Origin of the sequence: Pseudoduganella buxea (assembly GCF_009720835.1) — a bacterium.
Taxonomy (GTDB): Bacteria; Pseudomonadota; Gammaproteobacteria; order Burkholderiales; family Burkholderiaceae_D; genus Rugamonas; species Rugamonas buxea.
In genome coordinates, this window is the sequence record NZ_WNKZ01000022.1 from 1 (window position 1) to 16,466 (window position 16,466).

At 66.8% G+C, this 16,466-nt stretch carries 21 protein-coding genes and 1 tRNA gene; 11 read left to right on the plus strand and 11 right to left on the minus strand.

Features of this window, described 5'->3' with window-relative positions; genetic code table 11:
* Positions 1-3,772: Ig-like domain-containing protein (locus GM672_RS10005; RefSeq protein ID WP_155470385.1), on the minus strand; the 3,772-nt coding region annotated here is incomplete at its 3' end.
* Between the two features lie 267 nt (positions 3,773-4,039).
* The gene (gene scpC, locus GM672_RS10010; protein ID WP_155470386.1) at positions 4,040-5,539 is read right to left on the minus strand and encodes a succinyl-CoA:acetate CoA-transferase ScpC; all 1,500 of its coding nucleotides are present in this window, start codon (positions 5,537-5,539) and stop codon (positions 4,040-4,042) included.
* A 99-nt stretch (positions 5,540-5,638) separates the two neighbouring features.
* Here scpC and GM672_RS10015 point away from each other — a divergent pair, with 99 nt between their 5' ends.
* Genes GM672_RS10015 through GM672_RS10025 form a run of 3 tightly spaced genes read left to right on the plus strand, consistent with a single transcriptional unit; the run spans position 5,639 to position 7,150 of the window.
* The gene (locus GM672_RS10015) at positions 5,639-6,517 is read left to right on the plus strand and encodes a LysR substrate-binding domain-containing protein (RefSeq protein WP_155470387.1); all 879 of its coding nucleotides are present in this window, start codon (positions 5,639-5,641) and stop codon (positions 6,515-6,517) included.
* 56 nt (positions 6,518-6,573) lie between these two features.
* Entirely contained in the window at positions 6,574-6,792 is a 219-nt protein-coding gene (locus GM672_RS10020) for a DUF7661 family protein (RefSeq protein ID WP_155470388.1), read from the plus strand.
* Positions 6,793-6,799: 7 nt separating this feature from the next.
* Positions 6,800-7,150: a VOC family protein gene (locus tag GM672_RS10025; protein ID WP_155470389.1), complete on the plus strand. Its 351-nt coding sequence runs from the start codon at positions 6,800-6,802 to the stop codon at positions 7,148-7,150.
* A 23-nt stretch (positions 7,151-7,173) separates the two neighbouring features.
* On the opposite strand, the gene GM672_RS10030 is transcribed toward GM672_RS10025, so the two are convergent.
* The 4 genes from GM672_RS10030 to GM672_RS10045 form a co-directional block, all read right to left on the minus strand.
* On the minus strand, positions 7,174-7,911 hold the full coding sequence (locus GM672_RS10030) for a metallophosphoesterase family protein (RefSeq protein WP_155470390.1): 738 nt from the start codon (positions 7,909-7,911) through the stop codon (positions 7,174-7,176).
* 3 nt (positions 7,912-7,914) lie between these two features.
* A complete protein-coding gene (locus GM672_RS10035; protein WP_155470391.1) occupies positions 7,915-8,409 on the minus strand; it encodes a DUF6644 family protein in 495 nt (164 codons plus the stop codon).
* Positions 8,409-8,777: a DUF6152 family protein gene (locus GM672_RS10040; protein WP_211517345.1), complete on the minus strand. Its 369-nt coding sequence runs from the start codon at positions 8,775-8,777 to the stop codon at positions 8,409-8,411. The genes GM672_RS10035 and GM672_RS10040 overlap by 1 nt, the downstream gene beginning before the upstream one ends.
* A gap of 102 nt (positions 8,778-8,879) precedes the next feature.
* The gene (locus tag GM672_RS10045; protein WP_155470392.1) at positions 8,880-9,086 is read right to left on the minus strand and encodes a hypothetical protein; all 207 of its coding nucleotides are present in this window, start codon (positions 9,084-9,086) and stop codon (positions 8,880-8,882) included.
* A 223-nt stretch (positions 9,087-9,309) separates the two neighbouring features.
* On the opposite strand from GM672_RS10045, the gene GM672_RS10050 reads away from it, so the two are divergent.
* Positions 9,310-9,582, plus strand: a complete 273-nt coding sequence (locus tag GM672_RS10050; protein ID WP_155470393.1) for a hypothetical protein — start codon at positions 9,310-9,312, stop codon at positions 9,580-9,582.
* 14 nt (positions 9,583-9,596) lie between these two features.
* On the opposite strand, the gene GM672_RS10055 is transcribed toward GM672_RS10050, so the two are convergent.
* Entirely contained in the window at positions 9,597-9,917 is a 321-nt protein-coding gene (locus tag GM672_RS10055; protein ID WP_211517346.1) for a hypothetical protein, read from the minus strand.
* A gap of 806 nt (positions 9,918-10,723) precedes the next feature.
* Here GM672_RS10055 and GM672_RS10060 point away from each other — a divergent pair.
* The 3 genes from GM672_RS10060 (at position 10,724) to GM672_RS29940 (ending at position 11,367) form a co-directional block, all read left to right on the plus strand.
* Positions 10,724-10,900, plus strand: a complete 177-nt coding sequence (locus tag GM672_RS10060; RefSeq protein WP_155470395.1) for a hypothetical protein — start codon at positions 10,724-10,726, stop codon at positions 10,898-10,900.
* 96 nt (positions 10,901-10,996) lie between these two features.
* Positions 10,997-11,221 (plus strand): hypothetical protein, encoded by a 225-nt coding sequence (locus tag GM672_RS28305; protein ID WP_170300005.1) that lies wholly within the window; start codon positions 10,997-10,999, stop codon positions 11,219-11,221.
* A gap of 47 nt (positions 11,222-11,268) precedes the next feature.
* On the plus strand, positions 11,269-11,367 hold the full coding sequence (locus tag GM672_RS29940) for a PEP-CTERM sorting domain-containing protein (RefSeq protein WP_371867049.1): 99 nt from the start codon (positions 11,269-11,271) through the stop codon (positions 11,365-11,367).
* A gap of 234 nt (positions 11,368-11,601) precedes the next feature.
* On the opposite strand, the gene GM672_RS10070 is transcribed toward GM672_RS29940, so the two are convergent.
* Positions 11,602-12,252, minus strand: coding sequence for a PEP-CTERM sorting domain-containing protein (locus GM672_RS10070; protein WP_155470397.1), 651 nt, complete (start codon positions 12,250-12,252; stop codon positions 11,602-11,604).
* Positions 12,253-12,549: 297 nt separating this feature from the next.
* Here GM672_RS10070 and GM672_RS10075 point away from each other — a divergent pair, with 297 nt between their 5' ends.
* Together GM672_RS10075 and GM672_RS29945 are read left to right on the plus strand one after the other, a co-directional pair.
* Positions 12,550-13,038: a hypothetical protein gene (locus GM672_RS10075; RefSeq protein ID WP_155470398.1), complete on the plus strand. Its 489-nt coding sequence runs from the start codon at positions 12,550-12,552 to the stop codon at positions 13,036-13,038.
* Between the two features lie 22 nt (positions 13,039-13,060).
* Entirely contained in the window at positions 13,061-13,249 is a 189-nt protein-coding gene (locus GM672_RS29945; protein WP_371867050.1) for a helix-turn-helix transcriptional regulator, read from the plus strand.
* 107 nt (positions 13,250-13,356) lie between these two features.
* Here the strand turns inward: GM672_RS29945 and GM672_RS10085 are convergent.
* A tRNA-Pro gene (locus tag GM672_RS10085) sits at positions 13,357-13,433 on the minus strand.
* Between the two features lie 158 nt (positions 13,434-13,591).
* Here GM672_RS10085 and GM672_RS10090 point away from each other — a divergent pair.
* A complete protein-coding gene (locus GM672_RS10090; protein WP_155470400.1) occupies positions 13,592-14,434 on the plus strand; it encodes an SIR2 family NAD-dependent protein deacylase in 843 nt (280 codons plus the stop codon).
* 3 nt (positions 14,435-14,437) lie between these two features.
* Here GM672_RS10090 and GM672_RS10095 read toward each other — a convergent pair whose 3' ends face one another.
* Entirely contained in the window at positions 14,438-15,148 is a 711-nt protein-coding gene (locus GM672_RS10095) for a fumarylacetoacetate hydrolase family protein (RefSeq protein ID WP_155470401.1), read from the minus strand.
* Between the two features lie 19 nt (positions 15,149-15,167).
* Positions 15,168-15,779: a TetR/AcrR family transcriptional regulator gene (locus GM672_RS10100; RefSeq protein WP_155470402.1), complete on the minus strand. Its 612-nt coding sequence runs from the start codon at positions 15,777-15,779 to the stop codon at positions 15,168-15,170.
* A gap of 128 nt (positions 15,780-15,907) precedes the next feature.
* Here GM672_RS10100 and GM672_RS10105 point away from each other — a divergent pair, with 128 nt between their 5' ends.
* Positions 15,908-16,402, plus strand: a complete 495-nt coding sequence (locus tag GM672_RS10105; RefSeq protein ID WP_170300006.1) for a GNAT family N-acetyltransferase — start codon at positions 15,908-15,910, stop codon at positions 16,400-16,402.
* The last annotated feature ends 64 nt before the right edge of the window (positions 16,403-16,466 follow it).

Consider the following 16,466-nt stretch of genomic DNA (forward strand, 5'->3'; position numbering starts at 1 on the left):
CCAACGCGGCCAGCACCTCGCCGCGCGTCAAGGTGCCGCCGTCCAGCGCCGCCGTCCAGTGCTGCTGCCCGGCGCCGTCGGCGGCGCGGCCCAGCACGCGCTGGTACAGGTCGGCCACGAACAGGGCGTTTTCGGCCTGCGGCGGGGCCGTGTCGCCCCATTCGCCGGACCCGAGGAAGGCGCGCGCCACCGCGGCCGCCGTACCGCCCTGCTCCACGAAGAACGCCAGGCCGCCCAGGTCGGGCGCGCGGCCGAAGGCGCCCCGGTACAGCAGGGCAAGATCGGTCAGCGTCTCGTTCGACGCGGCCAGCCAGCCCAGGCCGGCGGCCGAGCCGTCCAGTTCGCCGCGCTGCACGGTTTCCTGCTGGCCCGGACCGGCGGCGCCGGGCCGGAAGCTGTGCTGGGCCGTCAAGGTGCCATCGGTGCCCAGCATGAAGCGCCAGGCGCCCACGTCGCTTCGCCCGCCCTGCACCAGGTCGTCTCCCGCGCCGCCGGCAACGCTGTCGGCACCGCCGCCACCGGCCAGCACGTCGTCGCCGGCGCCGCCATCGAGTACATCGTCGCCCACCCCCACGTCGATCTGCTGGCTGGCGGCGTCGCCGATCACGTGGTTGCCACCGCCGCCGCCGCGCAAGGTGGCCGCGCCGATGACGACGGCGAAGGCCACGTCGTCGAGCATGACGGTCGTCTCCAGCGCCAGCGCGCGTGCATCGAGCACGATACCGGTGGCCGTGCCGGCCGTCCCGTCGGCGCCCCGCACCAGCAAGCTGGACGGCGCCAGTGCGCCGCCCATCGAGGGCGCCAGCGTCGCCGTCTGCAGCTGCACGCCCGGCTGCAGGTCGGCCAGGAAGGCCTTGCCTGCGTCCGTCATGGCCTGCCGGCTGGCCGAGCCGGCCGCCGTGTGCTGCTCGATGCGCCCGACCAGGTCCGGCAAGGCGCCGTCCGTGGCCAGCAGGGTGGCCGGGCCGCTGGCCCACAGGCTGCTGCCCACCGGCAGGCTGGCCGTCAAGGTGGCGGCCTGCCCGCCGCCGCTGGCCTCGAGCACGATGTCGGCCAGCGCCGGATTGGGCGTGCCGGGGTCGTCGGCACGGTCGCCCGTGATGGTCGGCACCGTGATGATGTTGACCGTCAGGCCAGTGGCGGCATCGCGCTGCTGCTCGATCACCACGGGCACGCCGTCGATGATGGCGTTGCCCGGCTGGCCGGGTTGAGGCGGCGTCCCCGTCTGCACGGCGTACGGATTCGATTGCACGGTGCCGGTGCCCGGCGTGCCGTCGGCGCTGTGCACCAGGCGCATGTCGAGGGCCACCGTGTTGGCCGCCGCCCACACGCCGGCGGCCGGCGTCAAGGTCGCCGTCCACGTCAGGCCGCCGTCGCTGCTGGCCAGGCTGGAGAGCATGCCATTGCCCACCGCCAGGTCGCCGGCGTCCAGGTCCTGCACGGGCCGCGCGAAGGCGATCGTCACCAGGGCCGTTTCGCCGGCGGTCAGCGTGCTGTCGCCCACGTTGACGGTGGCCACCGGCCGTGCACCGACGTGGAAGGTGTGGGCCGCGCCGTCGGCCGGCACCGCGTTGCCGGCCCGGTCGCGCACGGCGCCGGCGGCGATGGCGATGGTGTAGTCGCCCAGCTCCGGCGCGTCCCAGGCGCCGCCCTGCGCGCCGACCGTGTACGTCACGGTGCCGTTCGCCACCGCATGGCCGGTTACGGCGAGCGCGCCGGCCGGACCCGTGACGATGACGTCGTCCGTGCCGAAAGTGGCCGGGTCCAGGCCCGCGCCGCCCGTGTCGGCATACTTGACGGTGAAGGTGAACGCGGCGCCAACCGGATCGATCAGGTCGGCGCGCACGGGCGTGGCGGCGGCCGGCGCGGCGACGTCGATCACGTAAGCGTGGCTGGCAACAAAGCTGTCCTGGCCGCCCGCGTCGCGCGCCTTGATGGCGACGGTACCGCTGCCCGACAGGGTGACGCCGGTCCAGCCGATAGCCGTGCCGCTGACCAGGGCGGTGATGTCGGACCAGTGGGCGCCGTTGTCGACCGAGCCCCACACTGTTTCGCCCACGGCCAGCGGACGGTTCAGGGTCGCATGTATGGCCTGGCCGGCCACGTTGGTGACGAAGTCGCCCGCATCGGCACCGCTGTCGGCCGCCAGCGCCAGGCCGGACACCGTGGGCGCGCTGGCGTAGGTGACGTCGACGGTGCCGGCCGCGGCGTTTGCGGCAACGGCATTGCCCGCCACGTCGCGCACGGAATTGGCGTTCAGCGCGATCGTGTAGGCGCCGGCATCGCTGCCATCCCAGCTGCCGCCGGGAGCCTGGACCGTGTAGGTGACGGCGTTGCCGTCGACAGCGAAGCCGGTGACGGCCAGCGCATTGCCAAGGGTGTCGCGCACGGCCACGTTGCCGGTGCCGAAGGTGGCGGCGTCCAGGCCGGCGCCGCCCATGTCGGCGTAGGTGACGGTGAAGTCGAAGGCATTGCCGGTGGGCGCGACCAGCTGCGTCAGCGCCGGCACCGCCGCCGTGGGCGCCTCGCGGTCGATCGTCACGCTCATGGACGCGCTGACAGTGCTGGACAGGCCGCCCGTGACCGACGTGACGACGGCACGCACGGCGTGGCTGCCGTTGCCCAGGCCGGAAGCATCGATGCCGCCCACGGTCCAGCCGCCATTGGTGACGGTGGCCGTGGCCGTGATCTCGCCCACGTCGTAGGCACCGTCGCCGTCGGCATCGACGAAGACGCGCACCGTGCTGGCGCTGTCGCCCACGGCACTGGTGCCGGTGAAGCCCAGCGTACCGGCGGCCGTCACGTTGTCGAGCGGGTCGCCCCCCGTGTCGGCGGCGCCCGCCAGGTCCGGCGCGCCGGGCTGCTCAGGCGTCACGGCGACGGTGATGGTGCGGGTGGCCGTGGCGGCGCCATCGGACACCTGCACGGTGAAGCTGTCGACACCGGCGAAGCCGACGGCCGGCACATAGGTCAGCGTGCCCGGCGGCGCGATGTCGGTGCCGCCGGATGCGGCGGTGGCGCCCAGCAGGAACAGCGAGCCGTGGGCCGGTGCGACGGCCTGGCTCCACGTCAGCGTTTCGCCGCCGCTGGCATCGCTGACATGCAGCAGGCCGGCGAGGTTGACGCCGCTGCCGTTCTGGATCGACGCGATCGACGTAATGGCGCCGACGAACACGGGCGGCGCGGTGACGTTGGCGACGACGATGTCGTCGAGCTGGATGGCCACTACCGTGCCGGCGCTGTTACCGATGCGGGCGTAGGTGATGCCGTGCAGGACCGGGCTGTCGGAGGTGTAGTACGTGCCCGCGATGCTGAACGGCACGGGCAGGTCGACGTGACCCAGGTTGGTCGTCACGCGCAGGGAACCCATCACGCCCATGTCGACCATCGAGAACGCCGTCAGGTCGAACACCACGCCGGGATCCATGCGCAGCTCCAGGTAGTAGGGCATGATGACGCCCTCCTCATCCCAATCGATGGCCAGCACGTTGCCCTGCATGACGGGGTCGTTGGGCTGGCCTGTCAAGGTGCCCTCGGGCGCGACGATCAGCGGCGTTTCCGTCGTCGTCACATGCAAGGTATGGCCTGCCACGCTCTGGTGCACATCGAAGCGGGTCGGGCCACCGACCTCCTCGTCGGCCGTGAAGTTGGCCTCGAAATCGAAGGTGATGGGCGCCGCCATCGCGGCGGCAAGGCGGACCGGCTCCGCGTCCGCGGCATCGGTTTCGGGGTGCATGGCCTGTGCGGCCTCGTCAAGCGTGGCGATCATCATGACATCCTCGATGTAAGCAGAACACGAGAGTGGAGGGTGCGCGGCACCCGAGCCGAACCGATGATGCCACAGGAGGGCGCGGCGAAAACAGCAAAATGCGTCCTCTCTGACCTGCTTGTCGAGGCTTTCCAACACTATCGGATTGTCACTGATGATCTGAAAGCGAGCCTTATGGCGACTGGCTCGCTTCAATATCGGCAAGATTCTTCAGTCGCCGAAACCGGAGCGTGATGAACGAGCACGGATACTTGCCGCCTGCCAGCCGCCTCACCGCATCGAGCCGGCGTTCCGGTAACGCTCGTGCCACGCCAGCGCCTCGTCCAGCACGTGCGGGGTCTGGCCGCCGCGCAGCAGCGCGCGGCCGAAATAATCGTGCAGGGCGGCGCGGTAGTCGGGGTGGGCACAGCGCTCGATGATCAGCGGCGCGCGCTCGCGCGGCGCCAGGCCGCGCAGGTCGGCCAGGCCCCATTCGGTGACGAGCACGTCGACATCGTGTTCCGTGTGATCCACGTGCGCCACCATCGGCACGACGCTGGAGATGGCACCGCCCTTGGCGTCGGACTTGCTGACGAAGATGGCCAGTTCGCCGTTGCGGGCGAAGTCGCCGGAGCCGCCGATGCCGTTCATCATGTGGGTGCCGCCCACGTGGGTGGAGTTGACGTTGCCGTAGATGTCGAACTCCAGCGCCGTGTTCAGGCCGATGATGCCCAGGCGCCTGACGATCTCGGGATGGTTGCTGATTTCCTGCGGCCGCAGCACGATGCGCTCGCGGTAGCGTTCGATGTTGTGGACGAAGCGATCGTGCATGTCGGCCGACAGCGTGATCGACGATGCCGATGCCAGCGCCAGGTGGCCCGAGTCGAGCAGCGCGATGGCCGAATCCTGCAGCACCTCCGAATACATCGTCAGGCCACGGAAGGACGACTGCGCCAGCCCGTGCAGCACGGCGTTGGCGATGGTGCCGATGCCGGCCTGCAGCGGCAGCAGCCGCGGGCCCATGCGGCCGGCCGCCACCTCCCCTTCCAGGAACGCCACCACGTGGCGCGCGATGGCAGCCGTGCCTTCGTCTGGCGGCAGCACGGTCGACGGGCTGTCCGGACTGTCCGTGACGACGATGGCGGCAATCCTGGCCGGATCGACGGCGATGGCCGTGCCGCCGATGCGCTGGCCCGGCGTCGTCAAGGGGATCGGCGTGCGCTCGGGCCGCGCACGGGGCAGGTAGATGTCGTGCAGGCCTTCCAGCGCCAGCGGCGCCGCCAGGTTCAGTTCGACGACGACGGCGCGCGCATGCTGTACGAAGCTGGCGCTGTTCCCGACCGCCATGGTCGGCACGATGCTGCCGTCGGCGCGGATCGCCACGGCCTCGATGACGGCGATATCGATGGCGGGCAGGCTGCCGCTGCGCAGCTGTTCTGCCGTGTCGGACAGGTGCTGGTCGATGAACATCACCTCGCCCGTGTTGATCTTGCGGCGCAGCGCGGCATCGGCCTGGAACGGCAGGCGCCGCGCCAGCACGCCCGCCTCGGCCATCAGGCCGTCGCTGTCGTTGCCCAGCGAGGCACCGGTGATCAGGGTCAGCCCCAGGGGTTCGGTGCGCGAGCGTTCCACCAGCGCGCGCGGCAGCGCCTTGGCGTCGCCGGCGCGGGTAAAGCCGCTCATGCCGACCGTCATGCCCGGCTGGAACAGGCGCGCCGCGTCCGCGGCCGGCATGACCTTGGCCAGCAGGTCGCCACGGCGGATGCGGGGGGTGTAACGGGATGGATTCATGCTGTCGTCCTCGGCTTCTCGATCTGCGATGGCGCCAGTATAGAATCCGCAATTCATGCAGAATATGACTTATATTCCCTAAAAGCATTCAGAAAATTCATGGATATCCGCTCGCTGCGCTACTTCGTCGAAACCGCCCGCCTGTCCAGCTTCACGCAGGCCGCCACGCTGCTGCACGTCACGCAGTCGACCATCAGCAAGATGGTCCACCAGCTGGAGCAGGAACTGGGCACGCCGCTGCTGGTCCGCGAAGGCCGGCGCCTGACGTTGACGGACACGGGCCAGGTGGTCTACGACCGCGGCCAGGAAATGCTGGCGACCATGCGTACCCTGGCGGCGGAGGTGCGCGACATCCAGGCCAGCGAGCGCGGCACGCTCGCCATCGGCATTCCGCCGATGATCAACGTGCTGTTCACGCCCGTGCTGAAGCTGTTCCGGGAACGCCATCCGGACATCGCCCTGGTGCTGCGCGAGGAACCGGGCCAGGCGGTCGAACGGTTGGTCGCGGCGGGCGAGCTGGAACTGGGCATGACGGTGCTGCCCGTGGCTGCCGGGCTGGCGGTGGCGACGCTGCCCGTGGCATCCTGGCCGATCAGGGCACTGGCGGCGCGTGGCGCGTTCCAGCCGCGCCGCACCACGATCCGCCTGGCGGCACTGAAGGACATGCCGCTGGTGCTGCTGACGGACGACTTCGCGCTCACGCGCAGCCTGCGCCAGGCGTTCGCCGACACGGGCTTCACGCCCAAGGTGGCGGCGCAGAGCGGCCAGTGGGACTGGCTGGTGGAGATGGCCTCCAGCGGCATCGGCGTGGCGCTGTTGCCGGAACCGTTCGTCGACCGCCTGGCCGGCGACAGGCTGCACGCCGTGCGCATCGTCGAGCCGGAGCTGCAGTGGCGGGTGGCCCACGTGTGGAACGGACGCTACCTGTCGTACGCGGCGCGGGCCTGGCTGGCTGTCTGCAAGGAAGTACTGGGGTGAGGCGTGCTGCTACACTGGCTGGACTGACTGGTTCACCTCACTTCGATGGAGGCACAATGACTGAGCAGCGATTCAAGATCTTCGGCGCGCTGATCGCCATCACGGGCACCCCCGGCGCCTGGCATGCCTGGTACTTCGGTGCCGAGGGCAAGCGCCGCCCGGCCGACTTCATCGTGTCGCACGACGTGGCCGAGCACGAGCTGTGCGACTACCTGGCCGATCTGTTCCACGAACACGCGACGCCGCGCAACAGCACGGCGGCGCGCCTGCCCTGAGGCGGCGATGCGGCTGAACCACCTCGACCTGGCCGTGCCGGACGTGGCCGCGACGGCGGATTTTTTCGTACGGGGCTGCGGTTTCACGCAGCGGTCCACGCGCGGCGCCAATGCGATGGCCGTGCTGCAGGCAGAAGATGGCTTCGTGCTGGTGCTCACGGCCACGATGGACCCGCACTACCCGGAAGGCTTTCACATCGGCTTCCTGCAGCCGTCGGACGATGCCGTCCATGCGGCCCACGCCACCCTGATGGACGCCGGCTTCGACGCGCCGCCGCCGGCCGTGGGCTATGGCTGCCTGCAGTTCTGGGTGCGCGCGCCGGGCGGTATCGTCGTCGAGATCGGCCACCGGAGCTGACAGCGCGTGCTCCACGCCGACCGCTAAGGCATCCGCCCCCACCGCAAGGCATGGCCCCAATTGGGCCGCCCGTGCCGCTCGGCCAGCGCGGCGGCGGCCTCCCAGTCATACGACACCGCCCTGTGCTCGACGGTCCATGTCGCCCCCACCCGCTCGACAATGGCGTAGCGGGCATGCGGTGTGCCGTTTTCCATCTTGTGCCGGAACGGATGCTCGTCGTAATACGCCTGCAGGCCCACGCTGCCGGGATTGACGACCAGGCGGCCGTCGTCCAGCAGCATGCTGCGGGGGACGTGCGTGTGGCCGCACAGGATCAGGCTGGCCTGCGCCGTGCCGGCCCGCTCGCGTACTTCCTCATGGCTGGCCGCGTGCCGGCCCGCGGGCGAGACACTGTCGAGCCAGCACACGACATCCGAGTCCGGCGTGCCGTGCACCAGCAACACGTCGCCCACCGGCCGCAGGGTGCCCGGCAGCGCGCGCATCCAGTCGCGCTGGGCCGGCGTGATGGCGTCGCGGGCAAAGCGGTCCGAGTTCCCCATCCGGGCCGGATCGTCCGCCAGGACCTGCCGCTCGTGGTTGCCGGCGACGGTGGGCAGGTCCAGTGCCATCAGGCGCTCGGCCGTGGCGCGCGGCAGCAAGGGGCCGGACAGGATGTCGCCCAAGTTGACGATGACGTCGGCGCCGCGCCGGGCGATATCGGCCAGCACGGCATCGAGCGCGTGCAGGTTGCCGTGGATGTCGGAAATACAGGCGATCTTCATGTTTCACGTATAGGCCAGAAGGCGCCCGCAGGCGATGATGCCCACCCACAGCAGCAGCGACAGCAGTGCATGCAGACGGGCGCCCGGCGGCGTGGCGACGTCCACCTCCCAATCCGCTGCCCGGCGCCACGGACCCAGGTGGAACAGGGCCGCGTTGACGCCGGCCGCGAGCAGCAGCGCCATCTTCAGCAGGAAGGTATCGTTGGACAGGAAGTCGCGCGGCTGGGTGGCGAACATCAGCAGGCCGGCCGGCACGATCAGCAGCAGGCTGGCCACGGCCCACGGCAGCAGGTGCGCCGCCAGGGGCCGCAGCGGCAAGGCGCGCGCCCAGCCCAGCAGGCGCAGGTCGAACAGCGCCACGGCGCCGACCAGCACGGCGAAGCCCGTGATATGGACAATCTCGACGACCGGATACAGCCAGACGCCGTCGCGCATGGCCTGCGCCATGGGCGTGGCCGCCACCCATTCCGCCCAGGCAGGCCCGGGGGCCAGCGCCATCAGCGCAGCTCCGTCGTCTTCTCGCCGATGGTGATGCGTTCCGCGCGCAGCTCATCGAGCTTGCTGCGGTGAGGGTAGCCGTACACGGTGACCTTGGCGCCGGAGGTCAGTGCTTCCTTCGCCAGGCCACGGCTTTCCATGCGCGACGGCGGCGCCAGCACCACGTGCCAGCGCTTGTCGGCCGACTGCAGCAGCACATGGCCGTGCGGCTGCGTGTAGCCGCTCTCGACGATCGTGCCGGACAGGTTCAGCGGCTTGGCCGCATCGTATTCGCTCCACCCGTGGTGGGCCAGCGCGGTGCCGGCGGCCAGCATGGCGCAGGCGAGCAATGGCGTGAGGATAACGGACTTCGAGACGGACTTGTTCATGAAAGCTCCCGGCAGGTTGAACGCAAGGGGTGTCACTGCAACGTCACGATATGAGTGTATTCTGTTTTGGACCGCCCGCAGCCCGGCCGCGCGCGCCCGGGGCTAACGCGGATTGGAACGCCGTTCCCGGCGCCGGTGCATCAGTGGCGAGCACAGCACGCGCAGGGCCGTCCAGCGCGGTATGCCCGCTTCCTCCATGTATTCCAGCGCGGGATTGACACCGTCCGTGTCCGCAATCCGAATTGCCTCGTCCACGCGTGCCGCCGTGAAACCGTCAGCCCGCGCCCTGGTCTTGCCGCGTTCCGCCATGATTCGAACCTTTACCCGATGGGGAAACCATTCATCTTATCAAAACTGCACGCCTTGTGGCGCACGGGAGCGGTTTTCACGCAACATCTCCCTTCCCGCACAACGTATCGGCTGCGTGTGCGATGACGCTGCTTACAATTTTGCGACAAGCGAGGCTGCCCCGTGCCGGCCGATGCCGATTCGTCCTTGACGCGTACAATGTACCGTTTTAAAGGGCAAACACATGAAAAAAGCGGACCTGGCAAAGAACGACGCCAAAAAACTGATGGGCAAGATGGTCGCACCAGGCACGGCCGCCTTCGGCAACACGGCCGCCCCGGCCATCGACAAGCGCGAACAGCGCAAGCGCGACCAGGCGCTGGGCCTGGTGCCGTTCGCCGTCAAGCTCAACAGCGAGCTGGTCAAGCAGGTACAGGCGCTGGCCGCGGAGAATGGCGGGGACTTGAATGGAACGGTGGCGGAGTTGCTGGCCAAGGGCTTGGCGGCGCCGAAGTAATAGTCCCGCTGCCGCTACGGCTTGACGTTGGCATCGACCACCGTCGAGATTGCATGGTTGGCCCGCCACTCCTCGACCATGTCCCTGCTGATGTCCTTGTCGTAACACAGCGGGGCATAGCCTCCCCGTCGGCTCCAGGCACTACGGCCACCGCATGCACTGCCATTGCGTGCCGCATTGTACGGACAAGGACAGTTGCCCGGGTATGCAGCGATCGACTCCTGGATCATCTGTTTTCGTATCGCCGCATCGGACGGGGCCGCCGCTGGCCCCTTTGCTGCAACGAATGGCGCACTGATCAACAGCGCGGCAAAGACAAACGATTCGATTTTCACCAGTAGACTCCGGACGGTTCATGCAGCCGCGAGGGGCTCCTTTTGCTATGCTGCAAATGGTGCCAGGATGTACTCTTTCCTCGCGCAAACCAATCATGGGTGGTAGATGGGGCCCGGCGCAAAGGACGCTGGCTGCTTCGGGCTTTAACTGGCTCGTGGCGGCCCAGCTGGGTCAGGAAACAAAAAAGCCAACCCGAAGGTTGGCTTTTTCGTTGAAGCTTTGGTCGGGGCAAGAGGATTCGAACCTCCCCCCTTGCACCCAGTGCGGGACCAGACCCGCCTGAAATCCGCATGCATACTGGCTTTGCGCTAGAGGCGTCTTACATACGGTTCTTTTAAGGCGCCATTCCATGTGGCTTCCAGCGTCGTTTCCCCGGTCATAATAGACAACAAAACGGGCCTGTTCTGATCAATCCGCAGCCCGCACCGACATACATTCTGTCGCCCGGGAGAGGTCATGGCACACTCGAAATTCGACAGGCCAGACCGGCGACAAAGCGCACCATCGACGCGCCGTTCTCGGCCGGTTGCGCTTCGACGAGGGCGGCAAAAGGGACCGCCCTTGCCTGGAGACTATTTTTTAAAGGTGATTTTGGCGAGTCTTAGGTGTGGCTCGCGTGCAAGCATCATTGGCATTTTTGACCTTTAACCCACTGCGGGGAATTACAATGTGCAAGACGTTTGCGGCCCTCTTGTCGAGTACGTCGGCACTGGGCAGTTCGACGGTTCACGCCGCCACATCGATTACCACGGAGGGGTTCGGTATCGCCATCGAATGAGGCGGCGCGGGGCTGCTGGCGGCCGAGATGGAATTGCTGTCCAATGCAGCCGGCACTGCCCGCTTCAACCTGGCTATGCGCGCCGGCGAGCTGAGGAGTTTGATCATGCTCGAGAGCTTTCCTGGCAATGATCATGATCTTGGATACAACCGAATGTGGATGACGCTCGGCAGCTACTTCACGATCGATCTGCACGAAGGCTAGCGCATCGATTCTATTGCGGTCTGCGGCACGAGCTACGGGTCTCTGAACCCAGGCATTCTGCCAGCTGCCGAAATTCCCAATGGCAGCCAGATCGGCGTGGCAACGAATTCGTTCGACGTCAAGCTACGATCGGACGAATACCCTTATCCCACGCTCGCTGCGGATACCTATGACGCGGTACAGGGAAACCGCTCCGTGCCGGTCTCGTCGAACCAGACGTTCTACGACGACCTGGTGCTGCGCCTGGAGACGAAATACGAGTTGACCGCGCAGGCAGGTGCTTATTGTGGTCATCCGGCTCTGGCGAAGGCTACATCGTGACTTGCGACACCGGTGTAACGTTCGGTCTTCGCGACCTGGTGCTGACCGTGCAAGTCTCGCCGGTACCCGAACCATCCACCTGGGCTATGCTCGCCGCTGGCTTCGGCCTGCCGGCGGTCACGGCACGTCCCCGTCGCAAGGCCTGAGATCGCCTTAAATACGCTAGCCGGCTTATTCAGCTCGCGTGTCCCACTGCATGCGATCCAGCGGACGTGCCAGTGCCAGTAGCGATGCTGTACGACGACCATCGTTTGCTGAGGGCGCCACTACCAGCGGGGCCGCGCCGGCCGGTAATGGCTGCACTGACGTGGCCAAACGCAGCATGTCAGACGTCAATCTAGGTTGCAGTGCCATCCTTTTGCGAATGATTTGTCGCTGGGTCAGCTCCGAACTTGCTGCCCGCGACGCCGGGAAGCAACGACCGTCACCGCCAGCCCTGCAAAAAGCATTGCATAAGTGGCTGGCTCCGGAACAGCGGAGACGACGTTAAACGAGACCTTATTGCCGCCCACATGAAGCTCTTTCTGTGGAGCAATTACGAATAACATCAGAAAATTGTTTGATGGATAGCTATCAACTGCCGCCAGCGACCAATCGTTGGCAGTCGGCAGAACTCCGGGGGATAGGTGGCCAGCTGGAAAGAAAAAACTAACGGACGCGTATGGGTGATTCCCAAAACGACTTACGAGTCCGCCATATCCCTGAAAGACCGTCAGTTCGCCACTTGATCCACGATCTAGAATAGTCCCGCTGCCATTGAATATCTGCGTATAGCTTGCAGCATTGGCCGAGGTGATCCCATGGCCGTCGACACTACCACTGGTATCGTCGTAACTAAAACGACCCGTTACAGTTTCGCCAACTGAGATGGTATAGCCTGGCCAATCAGAGCTTTCAACGGCATCAAATATCCCCTCGCTGAATGATTCCCTATGTATAAAATCAATGGTTGCATTGTATTCGACAGTCACCACAGCCGCTTGGGCCTCCATCGCGCATACAGCGGCCGCGATTAAGAAAAATGATTTCATCGTTACTCCTAGATTGATAGTATATTTTTAGAAAACAGCCAGCAATCTTCCCACCATCTTATCATCTTGTCCAGCATCGCCCTTTGTTATTTTTACACGACAATGACTGTGTATAACGACATCCTTGCAAAAGGAAGGGTTGCTCGGAATTTCTCACGTTGCGTTCGGACGAATCACATCGGGGCAGCTGTTCCCGCCAGCGCATTTCCGTCATTCAGCGCGCGGCATGCGTCGTAGCGCTCGGTGAGGCGCTCGTACTTCCGCACAAGTCCTGCAGTGTCAGCGGCGAGGCCGAGAATGTCTGCGGCCACCTCTGGCGCAACTGGCGCTCCAGGTTCGTACGGTGCGGCGAGCTACTGCAGTGCGATCAAGGCGCTCGGCCAGGCGGCGCCAGCAAAATCCGCAGCTGGCCCAGCGCCGTCCAGCGCCAACGAAGAGAGGCTGCAGGCGCTGGACAAGAGGGCGCAGGCAGCACAGGTGAAAGCATGGCGCGAGGTGTGCGCGGTGCTGGAAGAGATTCTCCCAGGCTGGGGGAACACACCAGGGACCGGTGTGGATGTCGCCGTGGCCGCGATCCGCGAGCTGGCGAAGCAGCGACGGATCGACACCTTTGCGGCCCAGTCGTTCGCCATCGTGCGTGGATACCGCGTGGAGACGACCAGCCAGCCCTGGCATGCTTCACTGGCGGCGTGCACGAGTTTAGCGACGGCGACAGGTACCCTCTCGTCAACGACACCCTGGCCGGCTTCCCGGCCAGGTTCTTGGCGCTGTTCCAGCTGGAGCTGACGCACAGAGACGATTCCCGCGCCTGCCGGCCGTAATCGATATGGTCGGAAAGTCGCGGACGGCGATTTACCGTGACATGCAGCTGGGGGCTTTCCCAACACCGGTTCGAGTGGGAGCGCGAGCTCTTGCCTGGCACTCGACTGAGATCGCCAGTTGGCAGCAGCGGCGGACTGACGAGGCGAGCCCGGTTCAGCCGAAAACTGGCCCGTAGGAGCAAAAACCGGAGGGCAGTAATCCCTGCAGGGGTAAATGTAGGGGTGAAACTCCCAGCAAAGAAAAAAGGCCAGCTCGAAAGCTGGCCTCAGTCTTTGAATCTATTGGTCGGGGCGAGAGGATTCGAACCTCCGACCCCTTGCACCCCATGCAAGTACGCTACCAGGCTGCGCTACGCCCCGACGAGTTGCGAATTATAGCAGACGGGTTTGAGTTTTTGCTATGGTCTTTTGCACAAAAGCAGGCTCTTCTCCTCTGCACGCCGCCGGCGCGCCGCCCCGGAATCGGCCCACGTCTGCGCCCCCGCGCGCCACCCGCCGCGCCGCGCTAGAATCGGCCCATGCATGAAACCGACAACAATCTCGATCCCGCCGTGCTCGAACAGGCCGCCGAACTGATACGCCAGGCCGATGGCCTCGTGGTGGCGGCCGGCGCTGGCATGGGCGTCGATTCCGGCCTGCCCGACTTCCGGGGCGACGCCGGCTTCTGGCGCGCCTACCCTGCCCTTGGGCGTGCGCGGCTGGCCTTCACGAGTGTCGCCTCGCCCGCCACCTTCCGTAACGATCCGGCACTCGCCTGGGGCTTCTACGGGCACCGGCTGGCGCTGTACCGCGCTACCGTGCCTCATGCTGGCTTCGCGCTGCTGCGCGGCTGGGGCGCGGCGATGACGCATGGCTGCCACGTCTTCACCAGCAATGTCGACGGCCAGTTCCAGCGGGCCGGCTTCGATCCAACCCGCGTCCACGAATGCCATGGCTCGATCCACCACCTGCAATGCCTGGCGCCCTGCTGCGGCGAAGTATGGCCGGCCGACGGCTTCACGCCCGACGTCGATGCGCAAGCATGCCGCCTGCGCGGCGATCCGCCGGCCTGCCCGCATTGCGGTGGCCTGGCGCGGCCGAATATCCTGATGTTCGGCGATTGGGACTGGATCGAGCGGCGCAGCGCGCAACAGGCAGCGCGGCTGGAGCGTTGGCTGGACAAGGTGCGGCGGCCCGTCGTCGTCGAACTGGGGGCCGGGACGGCCGTCCCGTCCGTGCGGCATTTCAGCCAGCAGGTCGTGCAGGGCGGCGGGCGGCTGGTGCGGATCAATCCGCGCGAGTGGCAGGTGGCCGGGGCGCGGGATGTGGGCCTGGCGGCAGGGGCGCTGGCCGGTATCCAGGCCGTCGCCGCCCGCCTGTAACCCTTAAATGTAGCGGACCGACAGGCCGGTCAGCCCGTCGACATGGCCGGCGATGGTCTGGCCGCGCTGGACGGCGCCGACGCCTTCCGGCGTCCCCGTGAAAATCAGGTCGCCCGGCTGCAGGGTGAACAAGGTGGACAGGTTGGCGATGGTTTCCGGGATCGACCAGATCATGTCGTCCACGTGGCCTTCCTGCCTCGTCACGCCATCGACCTGCAGGCCGATGGCAGCCTTGGCGATGTCGGCAACGTCGGCGGCGCGGTGCAACTGGCCGACGGGGGCGGAGAAATCGAAGGCCTTGCCGATTTCCCATGGGCGGCCGGCGTCCTTCATCCTGCCTTGCAGGTCGCGGCGCGTCATGTCGAAGCCGACGGCGTAGCCGAAGATATGGCTGGCCGCGTCGGCCACGGCGATGTTGGCGCCACCCTTGCCGATGGCGACCACCAGCTCGCATTCGAAGTGGAAGTTGCTGGTGGCCGGCGGGAACGGCAGCTCGGCCGTGGTGCCCGGTGCGACCGCCACGACGGCATCGGCGTCGCCCGGTTTGCAGAAGAAGAACGGCGGCTCGCGGTTCGGGTCCGAACCCATTTCGCGGGCGTGGCCGGCGTAGTTGCGGCCGACGCAGTAGACGCGGCGCACGGGAAAGCGGGCGTCGACGCCAGCGACGGCCAGGCTGGCCGCCTGGTGCGGGGAGAAGATGAAGTTGGTGCTCATGATGCTCCGTAAGTGGATGTCAGGTGAACAGCAGCGCCTTCATCGCCACCGTGCACGCGGCGACCAGGGCTTCGCTGTCGAGATCCGGGTTGTGCTGCGCGCGCACGGGCAGGCCCTGGAACACGGAGATGATAGCGTCCAGCCGGCCTTCGAGGGTGGCGTCGTCCACCGGCAGGCCGTGCAACTCGCGCCCGGCCTTCAGGATCGGGCGGAACTGCGCGCGTGTGCGGCGGTCCGCATCGTGCACGACGGCGGCGATGGTGGGATTGCGCGATGCCTCGGCCGTGATTTCCAGCGGCAGCTTCCAGGTTTCCCGGTCGATGTGCTCGCGCACGCTTTTCGGCACGTCGTCCAGCAGCGCCTGCAGCGGGTCGCCGCGCGTCTCCAGGTCGCGCAGCAGCGCCGACACGCGCTCGACGTTTTGCTCGACGAAGGCGGCAATGATGGCATCCTTGCCGTCGAAGTAATTGTAGATATGGCCGGCGCTCATGCCGGCCGCCTTCGATATTTCGGCCATGCTGGCGCCGTGGAAGCCGCTGCGCCCGAAGCAGGCCGCGGCGGCATCCAGCACCTGCCGGCGCCGGCCGGCGGCCCGCTCGGGATCCTGGTGGCGTTTTTCTGTGATGGTCATAGTCTTCATCCGGTCTGGCCGCTGGCCACGATTCTTTGTCAAACGGACAGCACTTGCCCGTTCGGTCGATGCTATTATTTCTACCGCAGTCCCCGCATTGCCAACCTGTTTCTTTTTCAGGAAAGTACATGGCTTCCAGGACCTCCCGCACCATCGAAATGCGGCCCGCCGAACCGGCCGACCAGCGCTTCATGGAACAGCTGTACGCCAGCACCCGCGGCGCAGACCAGCGCATGGACGGCTGCGACGCCCGCACCGAGGCGCTGCTGGTCGCCCTGCAGTTCCGGGCCCGCCAGGCGCAGCTGCGCACCCAGTACCCGCACGGCGACATCGCCGTCATCTTCGAACGGGACCGCCCCATCGGCAGCCTGTACGTCAACTACGGCCATGAGGACATCCGCATCCTCGACATCAGCCTGCTGCCCGAATACCGCAACCGCGGCATCGGCCTGGGCCTGTTGCGCAGCCTCCAGGCCCAGGCCGTGCGCATGCGCGTGCCGGTCCGGATCGACCTGCTGCTGAGCAGCCAGGCCTACCGGCTGTTCCACCGCTGCGGCTTCACGCCACGCGGCGCCAACGGCGTCCACAACAGCCTGGAGTGGTGGCCGCCGTTGTTGACGTAGGCCGGTTTTCGCTGTCGATCTTCACGACGGCCTCAACGGGTTCAGGGCAAGGCGCGGCCCCGCA

Bases quoted from the DNA above. Each gene is read 5' to 3' on its own strand.
- GM672_RS10090 (WP_155470400.1), top strand. From the start codon at position 13,592: ATGCATGAAACCGACAACAATCTCGATCCCGCCGTGCTCGAACAGGCC.
- GM672_RS10020 (WP_155470388.1), top strand. From the start codon at position 6,574: ATGACTGAGCAGCGATTCAAGATCTTCGGCGCGCTGATCGCCATCACG.
- GM672_RS10095 (WP_155470401.1), bottom strand. From the start codon at position 15,148: ATGAGCACCAACTTCATCTTCTCCCCGCACCAGGCGGCCAGCCTGGCC.
- GM672_RS10105 (WP_170300006.1), top strand. From the start codon at position 15,908: ATGGCTTCCAGGACCTCCCGCACCATCGAAATGCGGCCCGCCGAACCG.
- GM672_RS10040 (WP_211517345.1), bottom strand. From the start codon at position 8,777: ATGAACAAGTCCGTCTCGAAGTCCGTTATCCTCACGCCATTGCTCGCC.
- GM672_RS10045 (WP_155470392.1), bottom strand. From the start codon at position 9,086: ATGGCGGAACGCGGCAAGACCAGGGCGCGGGCTGACGGTTTCACGGCG.
- scpC (WP_155470386.1), bottom strand. From the start codon at position 5,539: ATGAATCCATCCCGTTACACCCCCCGCATCCGCCGTGGCGACCTGCTG.
- GM672_RS10070 (WP_155470397.1), bottom strand. From the start codon at position 12,252: ATGAAATCATTTTTCTTAATCGCGGCCGCTGTATGCGCGATGGAGGCC.
- GM672_RS10035 (WP_155470391.1), bottom strand. From the start codon at position 8,409: ATGGCGCTGGCCCCCGGGCCTGCCTGGGCGGAATGGGTGGCGGCCACG.
- GM672_RS10100 (WP_155470402.1), bottom strand. From the start codon at position 15,779: ATGACCATCACAGAAAAACGCCACCAGGATCCCGAGCGGGCCGCCGGC.
- GM672_RS10060 (WP_155470395.1), top strand. From the start codon at position 10,724: ATGGAATTGCTGTCCAATGCAGCCGGCACTGCCCGCTTCAACCTGGCT.
- GM672_RS10025 (WP_155470389.1), top strand. From the start codon at position 6,800: ATGCGGCTGAACCACCTCGACCTGGCCGTGCCGGACGTGGCCGCGACG.
- GM672_RS10030 (WP_155470390.1), bottom strand. From the start codon at position 7,911: ATGAAGATCGCCTGTATTTCCGACATCCACGGCAACCTGCACGCGCTC.
- GM672_RS10050 (WP_155470393.1), top strand. From the start codon at position 9,310: ATGAAAAAAGCGGACCTGGCAAAGAACGACGCCAAAAAACTGATGGGC.
- GM672_RS10015 (WP_155470387.1), top strand. From the start codon at position 5,639: ATGGATATCCGCTCGCTGCGCTACTTCGTCGAAACCGCCCGCCTGTCC.
- GM672_RS10075 (WP_155470398.1), top strand. From the start codon at position 12,550: ATGTCTGCGGCCACCTCTGGCGCAACTGGCGCTCCAGGTTCGTACGGT.